This is a genomic window from Asticcacaulis biprosthecium C19 (assembly GCF_000204015.1).
Lineage (GTDB): Bacteria > Pseudomonadota > Alphaproteobacteria > Caulobacterales > Caulobacteraceae > Asticcacaulis > Asticcacaulis biprosthecius.
This window is the reverse complement of record NZ_GL883077.1, coordinates 75,608-87,760: the sequence shown is the minus strand read 5'-3', so window position 1 is coordinate 87,760 and position 12,153 is coordinate 75,608. Positions and strand designations below refer to the sequence as shown.

At 62.7% G+C, this 12,153-nt stretch carries 12 protein-coding genes; 8 read left to right on the top strand and 4 right to left on the bottom strand.

Annotated elements, in window-relative coordinates:
* Positions 1-8: 8 nt before the first annotated feature.
* Positions 9-1,172, top strand: coding sequence for a hypothetical protein (locus ABI_RS00905; RefSeq protein ID WP_157138661.1), 1,164 nt, complete (start codon positions 9-11; stop codon positions 1,170-1,172).
* A gap of 88 nt (positions 1,173-1,260) precedes the next feature.
* On the opposite strand, the gene ABI_RS00900 is transcribed toward ABI_RS00905, so the two are convergent.
* Positions 1,261-2,181, bottom strand: coding sequence for a LysR family transcriptional regulator (locus ABI_RS00900; RefSeq protein ID WP_006270909.1), 921 nt, complete (start codon positions 2,179-2,181; stop codon positions 1,261-1,263).
* Positions 2,182-2,274: 93 nt separating this feature from the next.
* On the opposite strand from ABI_RS00900, the gene ABI_RS00895 reads away from it, so the two are divergent.
* Together ABI_RS00895 and ABI_RS00890 are read left to right on the top strand one after the other, a co-directional pair.
* Entirely contained in the window at positions 2,275-3,648 is a 1,374-nt protein-coding gene (locus ABI_RS00895) for an MFS transporter (RefSeq protein WP_006270908.1), read from the top strand.
* Entirely contained in the window at positions 3,635-4,474 is an 840-nt protein-coding gene (locus ABI_RS00890; protein ID WP_006270907.1) for a CPBP family intramembrane glutamic endopeptidase, read from the top strand. The genes ABI_RS00895 and ABI_RS00890 overlap by 14 nt, the downstream gene beginning before the upstream one ends.
* Here ABI_RS00890 and greA read toward each other — a convergent pair.
* The gene (gene greA, locus ABI_RS00885) at positions 4,458-4,937 is read right to left on the bottom strand and encodes a transcription elongation factor GreA (protein WP_006270906.1); all 480 of its coding nucleotides are present in this window, start codon (positions 4,935-4,937) and stop codon (positions 4,458-4,460) included. The two genes, ABI_RS00890 and greA, sit on opposite strands and share 17 nt — an antisense overlap.
* A gap of 49 nt (positions 4,938-4,986) precedes the next feature.
* Between greA and ABI_RS00880 the strand changes: the two genes are divergently transcribed.
* Positions 4,987-5,451: a YaiI/YqxD family protein gene (locus ABI_RS00880; RefSeq protein ID WP_006270905.1), complete on the top strand. Its 465-nt coding sequence runs from the start codon at positions 4,987-4,989 to the stop codon at positions 5,449-5,451.
* Here ABI_RS00880 and ABI_RS00875 read toward each other — a convergent pair.
* Both ABI_RS00875 and ABI_RS00870 read right to left on the bottom strand, forming a co-directional pair.
* A complete protein-coding gene (locus ABI_RS00875; protein WP_006270904.1) occupies positions 5,443-5,883 on the bottom strand; it encodes a hypothetical protein in 441 nt (146 codons plus the stop codon). The two genes, ABI_RS00880 and ABI_RS00875, sit on opposite strands and share 9 nt — an antisense overlap.
* Before the next feature lie 10 nt (positions 5,884-5,893).
* Positions 5,894-6,322, bottom strand: coding sequence for a response regulator transcription factor (locus ABI_RS00870; RefSeq protein ID WP_006270903.1), 429 nt, complete (start codon positions 6,320-6,322; stop codon positions 5,894-5,896).
* Between the two features lie 266 nt (positions 6,323-6,588).
* On the opposite strand from ABI_RS00870, the gene kduI reads away from it, so the two are divergent.
* From kduI to ABI_RS00850, 4 genes are all read left to right on the top strand, one after another.
* Positions 6,589-7,437, top strand: a complete 849-nt coding sequence (kduI, locus tag ABI_RS00865) for a 5-dehydro-4-deoxy-D-glucuronate isomerase (protein ID WP_040308458.1) — start codon at positions 6,589-6,591, stop codon at positions 7,435-7,437.
* Between the two features lie 23 nt (positions 7,438-7,460).
* A complete protein-coding gene (locus ABI_RS00860; RefSeq protein WP_006270901.1) occupies positions 7,461-9,539 on the top strand; it encodes a glycoside hydrolase family 88 protein in 2,079 nt (692 codons plus the stop codon).
* A 133-nt stretch (positions 9,540-9,672) separates the two neighbouring features.
* On the top strand, positions 9,673-10,932 hold the full coding sequence (locus tag ABI_RS00855; RefSeq protein WP_040308455.1) for a DUF2264 domain-containing protein: 1,260 nt from the start codon (positions 9,673-9,675) through the stop codon (positions 10,930-10,932).
* Positions 10,933-11,155: 223 nt separating this feature from the next.
* A partial coding sequence (locus ABI_RS00850; RefSeq protein ID WP_040308453.1) for an aspartate-semialdehyde dehydrogenase occupies positions 11,156-12,153 on the top strand: 998 nt, incomplete at its 3' end.

Sequence of the window (12,153 nt, the reverse complement as noted above, 5' to 3'; positions counted from 1 at the left end):
GGGTTGATGTGCGCTCACTGAAATTCTGGCAAAACGCTTTTGCGGGGACGATAGCACTTTGGGCCGGCGTAGCCGTCTCTGCGATGGCTGGCCCATTGGAACCCAAGGTTCTGGACTCTGACGACCTCGCCTGGTTCTATAACCGTCCGGGCGCAGGTGCCGAACAGGTGGCAGCCGACCAGAATGTCTGCCTTAGCTTTGGTCGGTCCATGTTCGGCACCAACCCCGTCAACGAAGGCATGACGTATGGTTTGACCGGAGCCATTATCGGTGAAATCGCTGCGGCCGGACCTAACGTCGCCTACGCCGACGACTGCATGATGGCGCGCGGCTACAGGCGGTTTGACATTGCGGGCTCAAACCTGCGTCAGTTTCGTGAGCGTTACGCGCAATTGGCGCCGGAGGTTCAGGCACTGTATGCTGGCGCGGAAGTCCCGCCGGAAGGGGTACTCAGGCGCAAATGGGCCAATACCTACTGGCTCTCAGCATCCGGCGATGCACCTGCACTCGCTGAGCCCTTGTCATTCGTGCCCCGTTCGCCTGACATTCCGACCTTTAATCGCTGGGGGCCAACGAAATCGGTCAAGGGCGTCTCATCCGGTACGGTCCCGCAGCCTGGGCCGGGCGAGGCCGTCGTCCTGATGACAGTATCTTCCCCCACCGGAGCCGGTGCCCACATACTTTTCGATCGCCGTGAAGCCAACGGAGAAGCAGGCATTGTTCAAACGACCGGCCGCCGGAGCTGGCCGGGGTTTGAAGCCCGCACCAAGGAGGCCAAAGTTAGCACGGCGGCGCAATTTGCCTTCGTTATTCCAGCCGGTATCTACAGCTTGGCCAATGTGCGCACCGGGCGCTACGATTTCACCACCTTCTGCCTCGGCACGATCGCGTTCGACGTCGCGGCCGGTGAGGTTATCGATCTGGGCCATTTCACCATGGTGCCCGCTGACGCGGCAATCGATCCTCTGGCGCCTGCACCTAAAGTCCAACTTCGCATCGATCAGCCCAAGGTGGACTCTGAACGCATCGCCGCCTTGGCCGCAGTCGACCTGGCGGACCGTGTCAGACCGGCCGTATATTTTAACCGCTTTCCACGTATGTGCACACTCTTCAGCCGCATCTACGGTTTCGACATGCCAGGCGCACCCATTTGGCCGCCAACGCCCGGGTAGATACGCTTCACTGCCACCAGGCCGAAATGGCCGAAAAACGGTAGCAGGAAAAGTTGTTCCAAAGTCATGATCACCTCCCTCGCCCGTATCAGCTTCCCTCAGGGTCGTCAGGAAGTCCATGTGCCCGATGGCCGCACACGGCCCGCACGCAGTCGCGCAGCCAGCGGTGGGCCGGATCGGCATCCAGCCGTGGGTGCCACAGCAGCGATACGGTGACTCCGGCCACGGCGAAGGGCAGGGAGAAGGTCGTCATCCCATGGCGCAAACCTTCGGTATGCCGTTGCGGCACGGTGGCAATCAGGTCGGAACTGCTGACCAGGGCAAGAACCGCCGAATAGCCGCCGGCCAAGACCGCCAGGTCGCGTTCAATCCCAAGCGGAGCCAGGGCATCGTCAATGGGTCCCTTATCCGGTCCACGCCGGGCAACACCGACGTGCCGCCCAGCACTGTAAGCCGCCGCCGTCATGTCGCTTATGGGGTGATCGCGGCGCACCACAGCGACAAAATGGTCACGGAACAGGGCTTGGGCGCGGATCTCCGGCCCTATGACCGCGCCGACCACCCCCGTTTCCATATCGACTGAACCGTCGCGCAAAGGCCCGCTGTCGCGATCCGGCTTTTGTACAAATCGCAGGCGCACGCCGGGTGCCGATTCCGCAACCCGGCGGATCAACTCCGGCCCGAAGGTTTCGACGAACCCGTCGCTGGTGCGAAGGGTAAAGCTCCGCGACAGACCTTTCAGATTCAGCACATCTGCCGGCCGCAGCAGCCCTTGCGCGTCTTCGACCAGGCGGGCCGTCCGTTCGCGCAGCTCCAAGGCTCGCGGCGTCGGTACCAGGCCGCGCCCGGCCCGGACCAGAAGCGGATCGCCCAGGGTATCGCGCAGCCGCGCCAGCGCCCGGCTCATGGCCGACGGGCTCAGCCGTAACCGCTTCGCCGCGCGGGCAACACTGCCTTCGGCAAGCAGGACATCCAGGGTGATCAACTGATTCAGGTCGGGCCGGGTCATTCGGGCAGCCTATCATGACATGGCGTACGATGCACGAATACAGTGCAACGCATGCGTCTGGCGCCGCTTTATGTGCGAAGATAGGGTGCGGCCATGACACGACAAACCCTTGCACTCACAGGACTAGGCCTTTCAGTCCTAGTCACTTCACTGGCGACCAGCACGGCCAGCATCGCCTTGCCAGTCCTCGCCCAGGCTTTCGCAGCGCCGTTTCAATCCACCCAGTGGGTCGTCCTCGCCTATCTGCTCGGCATGACGACAGTCGTCGTCGCGGCCGGATGGATCGGCGACCGCTTTGGCCGCCGTCGTGTTTTGCTGGTAGGCATGGCCATTTTCGCCCTGGCCTCGGCGGCTTGTGCCGCAGCACCCTCGCTCGGCCTGTTGCTGGTTGCGCGTGGTGTGCAGGGTCTGGGCGCCGGCGTGGTGATGACGCTGAGCCTGGCCTTTGCCAGCAATATCGTGCCCAGGGACAGGGTCGGCAGCGCCATGGGGATGCTGGGGACCATGTCGGCCGTCGGCACCGCGTTGGGACCTTCGCTGGGCGGGCTGCTGATCGCGGCTTTTGGCTGGCCCGCCATCTTTGTGATGAATTTACCGGTCGCAGTGGTCGCGGCCGGTCTGGTTTGGCTCGGTATCGATGAAGATCGTCCGTCCACGGAGCAAGCAAAATTCGATGTCGCGGGAACCCTGATTCTGGCGGTCACTCTGGCGGCTTACGCCCTGGCCATGACCATGGGACGGGGTCATTTCGAGGCGACGAATCTGGCGCCTCTGGCACTGGCCCTCCTGGGTTTGGCAGCCTTCGTGATGATCGAGACGAGATCGTCCGCGCCCCTCGTCAACCTGAACCTCTTTCGTGACAGACGTCTGAGCACCGGCCTGGCTACGGGAGGGCTGGTAGCTGCCGTGATGATGACCACCCTGGTGGTGGGTCCCTTCTATCTGACCCAGGCGCTCGGACTGGAGACCGCGACGGCAGGACTGGCGCTGTCGGTCGGGCCGGTCGTGACCGCCCTGACCGGGATTCCGGCCGGTCGCCTGGCCGACCGCTTCGGCGCAGTGGCCATGTCGCGAGCCGGTTTGATGATCATGGCCGCCGGCGCCGGCCTTCTGGCCTGTTTGCCGCAAACGACGGGGCTCGTCGGTTATGTTCTGTCCCTGGCCGGTCTCACGGTCGGCTATGGTCTGTTCCAGGCGGCCAACACCACCGCCGTCATGATGGCAGCGTCAGCCAACGGCAAGGGCGTCATCTCCGGTCTGGTCAACTTGTCGCGAAACTTTGGCCTTGTCACCGGGGCCTCTGTCATGGGAGCTGTCTTCGCAGGGGTTTCGGCGGGAAGCCAGGCACCTGCGGCCGTGGCCGGCGGCATGCACGCGGCCCTGGCTGTAGCGGCGGGCCTGGTCGTTGTCGCTCTTATTCTGTCGCTGACCCAACTGCCGAAGGAGGCAACCCGTGCCGCCGATTAAACTGACCTCGATATTTCGCCGCAGCGATGGACGGTTGCGCAACGGCTGGTGGGTGGCCATCTTCCTGTTGACCCTGTTCGTCCTTCTCTTGCCGGTCCTGCTGATATCGCAGGCCAATGGATATGCGCTCGGCCTCTGGGAGCAGGTGGCCATACTTCTGGCCGTGACCTGGCTGTGTCAGGCGCTGCGCCGGCAGCCTTTGACCGAGGTGACCGGACGCTTTGATACGGCCTGGTGGCGGGACCTCGCGGCAGGCCTGGCGGGCGGCGGCGCGCTGATGGCAGTGCCCGCCCTGTTTCTGTTCCTGTGCGGATGGGTCAGGTTCGAAGTGACGGCGATCGATCCAGCCGCGCTTGGCCTTGCCATTTTTGCCATGACCGGCGTCGCCATCGCTGAGGAACTTCTGTTCCGCGGCTTTCTGTTTCAGCGCCTGATCGCCGCGATCGGGACCTGGCCGGCCCAGCTAAGTCTGGCGGGCCTTTTTCTCCTGACCCACCTCGGCAATGAGGGTCTGCACGGTCCCGCGGCGGTCCTGGCCATGGTCAATATCTTCCTCGCCGGCCTCATGTTCGGCCAGGCATGGCTACGAACCCAACGGCTGGCCCTGCCGATCGGCCTTCACCTCGGCGCCAATGTGGTCCAGGGCAATCTTCTGGGCTTTTCCGTCAGCGGCACGGACAATCAAAGCTGGTTACTGGCTCACCTTGCGCCGGTGGCCGACTGGCTGACCGGTGGTTCTGCGGGTCTCGAAGGCTCGTTGCCCGGTCTGGTCTGTCTGCTGGTTCTGCTGGCCATTCTGTACAACAAGCCTAACGGATCGCGGTGATGGCAATCTCCGCCCCGTCCAGCCGGACCTCGTCGTCCAAGGTTTTGCCCATCAGGGCCTGTGCCAATGGCGAAACATAGGAAATGCTGCCCTGTTTCGGATCGGCCTCATCCTCGCCGACGATGCGGAAGGTCTGGGTCCGGCCGTCGGCGCGTTCGATCGTCACCGTACAGCCGAAGACAACCGCTTGCGGCACCGTCACCGGTTCGACAGGCTGTGCCGAACCCAGACGCGCCGTATAGTAACGCAGGTCGCGAGTCGCTCGCGCCATGGCAGTACGGTCGTCGCTGACCTCACCGGATGACTGGGCGGCCGTATAGGCGGCCTTGGCCTCGGCAAAGGCGGCTTGCAGTTGGGCAAGGCCTTGCGGCGTCACCAGGTTCAGGTGCGGGGAAATCGGACGATCGGGCAGGTTGGCCGCAGCCGCCTCGTGGTCTTCGTCTCTGGTAAAAGCTACACTCATCGGCCATGCTATATCAGACACCTTTCGGCGCAGCAATTTCGGGAAAATTATGACCATCACCGTCTATATCGATGCCGACGCCTGCCCGGTAAAGGACGAGACCTACAAGGTCGCCGCGCGCTATGGACTGCCAGTCTTCGTGGTATCGAACAGCTTCATCCAGATCCCCAAGTCACCGCAGATCAGTCGCATGATCGTCGACGCCGGTCCGGACATTGCCGATGACTGGATCGCTGAAAAGGTTGTGGCCGGCGATGTCGTCGTGACCAATGACATTCCCCTGGCCGGCCGGGTACTGGAAAAGGACGGCCATGCACTGGCGCCCAACGGCCGGGCCTTCACGAAGGATTCGATCGGCGCGGCCCTGGCCCAACGTGCTTTGATGGAACATATCCGCTCGACCGGTGAAATCACCGGTGGCCCGCCGCCCTTTTCCGGTTCCGACCGGTCGCAGTTCCTGCAGACCCTGGACCAGATCATCGTACGCCAGAAGCGGCGCGCCGGGTCAGGATAGCCGCCGTTTTTCCGCCCGTTGATGGCCGATGATTCCGCCCGCCAGACAGGCCAGCAGCGCCCAGCCGCCCCAAAAACCGGCGGCCGTGGAGTAGCTGTAGATGCCAAAAGCGGTGACCTGATGGGCGATGTGTGCGAAGACGGCATTGAGCATGCAGGCCGCGGCGAAAAATGTCCACAAGCGCCGGGACTTCAGCACCAGGGCAACAAGGAGTATCAGCACCGTCACGTCTATCGCCACGATGTCGGCGCCCGGCCCTTGCCCTCTTTGGGCCAGCATGCCCGTCACCATCCATCCGATACCGATGATGGCGGCACCCAGGCGTTCCGTAACGCCACCGGACCGGAACGCCCAGGCGCAGCACCCCACGACCGCAATATAGCCCCCGTAGATCCAGACAAGCCAGAGCGCATAAAGCACGGTGATTTTCACGGCGCGGCGCTCAGCGGGTCTGACCGGTCAGGCTTTGAATGGCCTGCATGGTCGTTATGCCGCCCGCCATCAGCAGCAGAAAGGCCAGGGCCAGGCCGATGGCCAGCAAAACAATCGCTCCGAGGACTTGCAACATGTTGAGGCGTTTCAGGCGCTCTGCCAGACCGTGCGGGTTTCCCGCGACGTCCGGTGCGGCGACCACAGGGCTCGCCAGGATCATCGCGCCTTCCTTTTCCGCCAGAAGTCGAGCCGCCTGACGATCGGTCGCGACGCCCAGGCGTTTGCGAGCCGCGTCGATGTGGGCCTTGACTGTATGCGGGCTGATATTCAGCAGCCGGGCAATTTCCTTGCGCTCAAAATGCGCCGCCACCAGCCGCAGAATCTCTTTCTGGCGCGCCGACAACTGTTCAGTGCCGCCATTCATGTCGATATCCGACATTCGTCTCTCCCCGAAACCTTGGCTTTGAAGTTAATGCGGTTTTTCGGGTTTGACCACAGGCCTTTCGTGCCGAACGCCGGTTGGGCAGCGCCGTGTCGTGGTTCGATGGAACCGCCTGGGCGGCTTGGTCAAAGACGGCGGCGGAAATTCCGCGCTTTATCGTTGCTATATATGGACCGCATAGTCATTAAATGGTACACGATCCAAAAGCTTATAAATGTGCACATAACAGCCAGATCGAGGAGTTTGGTGTGGAAGCGGGGCCGATGTACGACCGGGTTCTTTATGCCACCCATCCGGATTCGGTGCCCACCGCGTCTCCGTGCGAGCTACATGACCGTTATCTGATAAAGGGTATGTTCCGTCCCGACGCCGTCGTCCTGACCTATGTCCATCAGGAACGCCTGGTCGTCGGCGGTGCTATGCCGACATCAAGCGTCCTGCGTCTGCCACGTCACGACGATCCGCCCTCCATGCAGGGCCAGCCGTTTCTGGCGCATCGCGAAATGGCTGTTGTAAATATCAGTACGGCAACCGGCCGCGTTACGGTCGATGGAACGGCCTATGACCTGGCCCCCAATGACGCCCTCTACGTTGGCCGGGGCGCATCCGACGTCGAATTTGCCTCACCCGATCCCGCCTGTCCGGCGCGTTTCTATCTCGCTTCAACCCCGGCTCACCGCGCCTGTCCGACGCGACATATCGCCATCCGCGCCGCCCATCCCATCAAACGCGGCGCTCTGGAAACCGCCAATGCCCGCACCATTCATCAACTGGTTGTGCCGGGTGTGTGCGAGTCGGCCCAGCTTCTGGTCGGATTGACGATTCTCGAACCCGGCAGTGTGTGGAACACCATGCCGCCGCACACCCACGACCGCCGCTCCGAAGTCTATTTCTACTTTGACGTCGAGCCCCAGTCGCGGGTCTTCCACTTCATGGGCCGGCCGGAGCAGATGCGCCATATCGTGGCCGGCAATGAAGAGGCCGTGGTCTGCCCGCCGTGGTCGGTCCATACCGGCGTCGGCACCTCGCGCTATGCCTTCATCTGGGCCATGGGCGGCGAAAATCTCGACTATAACGACATGAACAATCTCGATATCTGTCAGCTGACATAATCACAAAATACAGGGACCCACGCATGAAAGCCCGGATTTTCGCCACCGTCGCCGTCGCTGCCCTTTTGGGCGCCGCCCCGGTCACCACCTTTGCCGCCGCTGCCAAAACCGTTGCGGCAGCGCCTGACTCCATTCCGTTCCGCTCGGCTGAGGTCATGACCCTGGCCGAAAAAGTCGCCAACTATCAGTTGGCCACCATGGCCGGCGGAGCCATTCCGGCCAAGGCGTCGCCCGATACCCCGAACAAGACCGGCTGGGTCCAGGGCGCCCTGTTCGTCGGCTTGACCGAGATGGCCGACCATTCGTCCAATCCGATCTACAAGGAAACCATCTTGGCGCGCGGCGCCGCTAACAACTGGCAATTGGGACCGACGCCGTACCACGCCGACGATCACGTCATCGGCCAGTCCTATCTGTGGGCGTCGCGCAACGGCGCCGGCCCTGAGGCCATCGCACCGCTGAAAGCCCGCTTCGACTCCATCCTGGCCTTCCCACCCCAGGTCGGTCTGGAGCACCGCGAATATACCGATCCGCGTGGCGTCGACTGCGACGAACGCTGGTGCTGGTCGGACGCCCTGTTCATGGCGCCGGCCGCCTGGCTGGAACTGTCGAAGGTGACGGGTGATGCCAGATACGCCGACTACGCCAAGAAGGAATTCGTTGCTACCACCGACTACCTCTACGACAAGGACGAACACCTCTATTACCGCGACTCGCGCTTCTTCACGCGCCGCGGTCCCGATGGCGAAAAGGTCTTCTGGTCGCGCGGCGACGGCTGGGTCTTTGCCGGCCTGGCGCGGATGATCCCATTGCTGCCGCAAGGCGATCCCGGCCGCGTCCGCATGGAGACCGTCTTCAAGGAAATGGCAGCCAGCCTGAAAACCATCCAGAAGCCCGACGGCTACTGGTCGCCGTCCCTGCTGTCGGACCCGTCGAAATCGTTGCCCGAATCGAGCGGCACCGGCTTCTTCACCTATGGCTTTGCCTGGGGCATCAAGGCCGGCCTGCTGGACCAGAAGGCATATGAGCCGACCGTGCGCAAGGGCTGGACTGCCCTGGTTCGCGCCGTCCACCCCAATGGCAAGCTCGGCTGGGTTCAGCCCGTCTCCGATCGCCCGGAAAGTGTCTCCTATGACGACACGCAGTTCTACGGCGTCGGCGCATTCCTGTTGGCCGCGACGGCCGTGGCCGATCTCGACCTGAAGCCCGGCAAGGACCTGACCGTCCAGCGCGAAGTGGTCACCGTCCAGGCTGTGCTGAACGTCCAGGACGGCGGCCGGCTGGTCAATAACGTCATCACCGGCGGCGTCTTCCGCCCCGAGCGCGAATATACGGTGCCGGCCGACCACTTCATCCATGACGGCCGCATCGCCTTCGAAGGTCTGGGCTGGGAAAACGACCTGGTCGCCTATCGTCTCTATCTCGACGAGCGCATGGCCATCGACATCTTCGGCAAGAAGACGCCGGGCCCAGTGCTCCAGAACATCGGTCAGGGCGTTGATAACTACCATGAGATGGCGCCTTGGGGCATGGACATCTTCAAGGTCGGCGAGACGGTCGGGATCGGCGGCATCGGTGTGCTGCGCGGCGGTAAGGCGGCGCAACTCGGCAAGGCGGTGATCTCGGTCAAGGTGTTGGAAAGCGGCTCCGGCCACGCCGTGTCGCAGGTAACCAATACAGGCTTCGACAGCGCGGCGTCCAGACTGGTCACCACGCTTGACATCACCCAGGGTTCGGCCCTGACCCGGGTTAAGGCCAACGCGACCGGTACAACCCAGCCCCTGGTCACCGGCCTGATCAAGCATCCGGGAGTCACCGTGCTGAAAGGTGAGGCCGGCGCCGGCGGCTGGGCCTATATCGCCTCGTGGGGCAAACAGTCCCTGGCCGAGGACGATCTCGGCATCGCGGTCTTCTACAAGCCGGGCAGTGTGGCCGGCGGCCCTCAGGATGATGGCAGCACGGTGTTCGTCACCTTCAAGGACCCGGCGGCGATCGACTACGCGTTCGGCATTGCCTGGACACAGGACCAGCAGGGCGTGAAGACCCTGGACGGGTTCAAGTCCTGGCTGACGGCGCGCCAGGCCGAATTGGCCAAGCAATAACTAACGAATTCAGCCTTCTTCTCCCGCCCCGTTTACGGGGAGGGGGACCGCGGAGCGGTGGGAGGGGCTTTACTGGCAGTGGAACACCCTTTCAGCCTGATGTGATGTCGCAAAAGAATAATAGGAGCCGGCCATGCGAAGACGCAACTTCCTACTTTCCATGGCCGGCGGCACAGCCGCCCTTACCACCGCCGATGCGGCCACCGCGGCCAAACAACCGAAACAAGCCCAACTCAGCGACCGCGCCTATATGGCCGGTCTTCTGCAAAAGATGGCCGAGCCCATCCTGGTCAACATGGCAAAAGGCGAACTCAAGAAAGCCTTCCCGATCGAGGTCGCCCCCACCTGGGACGGCCGCGACAAGAACGTCGCCCATATGGAGGCGTTCGGCCGCCTGATGGCCGGTGCCGCGCCGTGGCTCAGCCTACCGGACACCGCCACGCCCGAAGGTCAGGTGCGCAAACGCCTGACCGCCGCCGCCGTCCAAGCCTATGTCCATTCGGTTGACCCGAACAGTCCGGACTACCTGCTGTGGCGCGGCCACGGCCAGGCCCTGGTCGACTCGGCATTCTTCACCAACGCCCTGATGCGCGCGAGCAAACAGCTTTGGGAGCCGCTGGACGCGACCACCCAAAAGCGCGTCGTCGAGGAGATCAAGGGCCTGCGTCGGGTGTCACCGCCCTACACCAACTGGCTGCTGTTCGCCGCCATGAACGAAGCCTTCCTGCTGATGATCGGCGAAGACTGGGATCCTATGCGGGTCGACCTGGCCGTCAAGAAGATGGAGGAATGGTACGTCGGCGACGGCTGGGTAGCCGACGGAAGCAAATTCCACTTCGACTACTACAATTCCTACGTCATCTACCCGATGTTGGTCGAAATCCTCGAGGTCCTGAAGGCCTATGACGCCAAATTCAACAACCTGAAGCCGGCCGACGAACTGGCGAAATGGCTCAAGCGCATGCAGCGCTACGGCGAGCATCTGGAACGGTTCGTCTCGTCCACCGGAACCTATCCGCCGATCGGACGGTCACTTACTTATCGCACGGCGGTGTTCCAGCCTCTGGGTCTGCTGGCATGGCGAAAATCCCTGCCACCCAGCCTTGCCGAAGGCCAGGTCCGGGCGGCAATAACCGCAGCCCACAAATCCATCTTCACTGACCCAAGCAACTTTACCGCCGACGGCTACCTGACGATTGGCTTTGCGGGGCATCAACCGACCCTGGGCGACCGGTATTCCAACAACGGCAGCATGTACATCACCTCGGAAGGCTTCGTGTCTCTGGGTCTGGCCGAGGACGACAGCTACTGGACCTCACCGGCCCAGGACTGGACCCAGAAGAAAGCCTTCTCGAACCAGACCTTCCCGAAGGACTACGCCGTCGACTACTAAGTGGTGCCGTCAAGACGCCCTGACAGGACGACTTGACGGCACGGAAGTCCCCCGCTAAATCAGCCCCCGATGACCTTCATTACGCTCACAACAACAACCACGAAAACCATGGCCTCGGGGCCGGGGGTATTCGCGCGCGCGTAACAGTCTCGCTGAAACCATCTCCGTACACGCCCCGTCCACCCGGCCGGGGCTTTTTTATTGCCTGAAAGGACCTTGATCCATGCACAACAAGACCGTCGCCATCGTCGGCGCGACCGGCGCCGTCGGCCGCGAATTCATCGGCTGCATCGAACGCCGCGGCATTCCGCTGAAGCAACTGAAGCTGTTGGCCAGCCCCCGTTCGGCCGGCAAGACCTATCCGTTCCGCGGCGAAAACCTGGTTGTCGAGGACACCACGGCAGCCGCCTTTGATGGCGTTGACATCGCACTGTTCTCGGCCGGCAGCAGTATTTCAAAAGCTTTCGCCCCCATCGCCGTCAAGGCTGGCGCTGTCGTCGTCGACAACTCCTCGGCCTTCCGCGCCGATCCCGACATTCCCCTGGTCGTGCCGGAAATCAACGCCGATCGCATCAAGGCCCATAAGGGCATCATCGCCAATCCGAACTGTGCCGCCATCACCACCCTGGTGCCGCTGTGGCCGATCCATCAGGTCAACCCGGTCAAGCGCCTGATCATCTCGACCTACCAGGCAGCCTCAGGCGGCGGTGCGGCACTGATGGAGGAGCTTGAGGAATCGACCCGCGCCTATCTCGATGGTCGCGACTATGCGCCTCAGGTCGTCAAATACCCCTATGCCTTCAACCTGTTCAGCCACAATACGGCGATCGATCCGGAGACCGGCTATAACGACGAAGAGTCCAAGGTCATCAAGGAAACGAAGAAGATCTTCGACGATCAAGACATCGCCGTCAGCGCCACCTGTGTTCGGGTGCCCGTGCTGCGGGCACACTCAGTGTCGATGACCTTCGAATGCGAGCGCCCGATAGCGCCGCACGAGGTGCGCGCCCTCCTGGAAACGGCGCCGAGTGTACGCCTGGTTGACGATTGGGTGAACAACTATTTCCCGATGCCCAAGGACGCCAGCGGTCAGGACGATGTGCTGGCCGGCCGCATCCGTCGCGACTTGTCGGACTCGTCGGGGCGCTCGATTTCGATGTTTGTCGCCGCCGACCAGCTGCTAAAAGGCGCCGCCCTCAACGCCGTCCAGATCGCCGAACT

Bases quoted from the DNA above. Each gene is read 5' to 3' on its own strand.
- ABI_RS00880 (WP_006270905.1), top strand. From the start codon at position 4,987: ATGACCATCACCGTCTATATCGATGCCGACGCCTGCCCGGTAAAGGAC.
- ABI_RS00870 (WP_006270903.1), bottom strand. From the start codon at position 6,322: ATGTCGGATATCGACATGAATGGCGGCACTGAACAGTTGTCGGCGCGC.
- greA (WP_006270906.1), bottom strand. From the start codon at position 4,937: ATGAGTGTAGCTTTTACCAGAGACGAAGACCACGAGGCGGCTGCGGCC.
- ABI_RS00855 (WP_040308455.1), top strand. From the start codon at position 9,673: ATGCGAAGACGCAACTTCCTACTTTCCATGGCCGGCGGCACAGCCGCC.
- ABI_RS00900 (WP_006270909.1), bottom strand. From the start codon at position 2,181: ATGACCCGGCCCGACCTGAATCAGTTGATCACCCTGGATGTCCTGCTT.
- ABI_RS00860 (WP_006270901.1), top strand. From the start codon at position 7,461: ATGAAAGCCCGGATTTTCGCCACCGTCGCCGTCGCTGCCCTTTTGGGC.
- kduI (WP_040308458.1), top strand. From the start codon at position 6,589: ATGTACGACCGGGTTCTTTATGCCACCCATCCGGATTCGGTGCCCACC.
- ABI_RS00895 (WP_006270908.1), top strand. From the start codon at position 2,275: ATGACACGACAAACCCTTGCACTCACAGGACTAGGCCTTTCAGTCCTA.